Consider the following 1,130-nt stretch of genomic DNA (forward strand, 5'->3'; position numbering starts at 1 on the left):
TGGCCGAACTCTTCCTGGATGCCGTGGAGGATCGGCAGCAACGGGCCTTCGAGGCCCTTCATCTCCTGGATGATCGCGACCGTGCGCGACGTGATCTCGGTACTTGCAGGCTGCATTGTCATGCAGCGCCCTCCCTATCGTAGCGACCCATACATATCGGCCAGAAGCATCAAGCTGTTTTGGAACAACGACATGCGCGTGCCGCTTTATCGCTAAGTGCTTAAGAAACCAGAGAAAACCTCTGAAATCAATAAAGCGGTTTCGTTGTACGATAGAAATTTTCTATCGTTCCGTTTGACTAACTCTGTCTAGCGGAACGGTTGGCGTGGAAATCGTCCGCCAGCGCCATTGCCTCGTCCAGCAGCGCCGAGACCAAAGGTGTGTGCGGTTCGCGCGGTGTCGCCACCAGGCCGACCGTGTGGCTGGCATCCGGCTCGACAATCGGAATGGCCCGGATCGGCTCGGAAAAGCCGAATGTTTCCGCAAGGTTGAGCGGCATGATCGACGACCATTTGCCGGTGCGGATGTGCGAAAACAGCACGATCATCGAATTGGATTCCAGCGTCGGTCGCACCTGCACGCCGGCTTCGGCCAGATGCTGATCGATGATGCGGCGGTTCTGCATGTCTGGCGTCAACAGGCACAGCGGCAGGCTTGAGAGCTCTGCCCATGTCACTTTGTCGCGGTCGGAATAGGGATTTCCCATCGCGGTGATCAGTTGGTAGCGCTCGTCATAGAGCGGCACGCTGGTCACCCGCCCCAGCGGCTCGTTGTCGAGATAGGTGATGCCGGCATCGATGTCGAAATTGCCGAGCAGCGACAGCACCTCGATCGAGGTCCGCGACAGCACCGAAAAGGTGACGCCTGGATGCTTTTCGCGAAACGGCGTCGTCAGCCGCGGCAGCATGGCGAGCGCCGTCGGAATGGCGGCGATGCGGATACGGCCCGAAAGTCCGTGGCGCGCCGCGCGCATTTCCTCGCGCATGGTCCTGGTGTCGCCGACGATGCGGCGTGCCCACACCAGCACCTGTTTTCCCTCCGGCGTCAGCCCCTGGAAGCGTGAGCCGCGCAGGACCAGCATGACGCCAAGCTGGCCCTCCAACTGCTTGATGCCGGCCGAGAGCGTCGGC

1 protein-coding gene and 1 pseudogene are annotated in these 1,130 nt (G+C 60.6%); both read right to left on the minus strand.

Annotation, left to right across the window (positions count from 1 at the left end):
- Positions 1 to 122 (minus strand): annotated as a pseudogene (locus tag EN750_RS41245) (formate dehydrogenase subunit gamma); the annotation flags it as partial.
- Between the two features lie 176 nt (positions 123 to 298).
- Positions 299 to 1,130, minus strand: an 832-nt coding sequence (locus tag EN750_RS35515; protein WP_145968250.1) for a LysR family transcriptional regulator, incomplete at its 5' end; no start/stop codon positions are given.

The sequence above is a fragment of the Mesorhizobium sp. M7A.F.Ca.ET.027.03.2.1 genome (assembly GCF_003999175.1).
Lineage (GTDB): Bacteria > Pseudomonadota > Alphaproteobacteria > Rhizobiales > Rhizobiaceae > Mesorhizobium.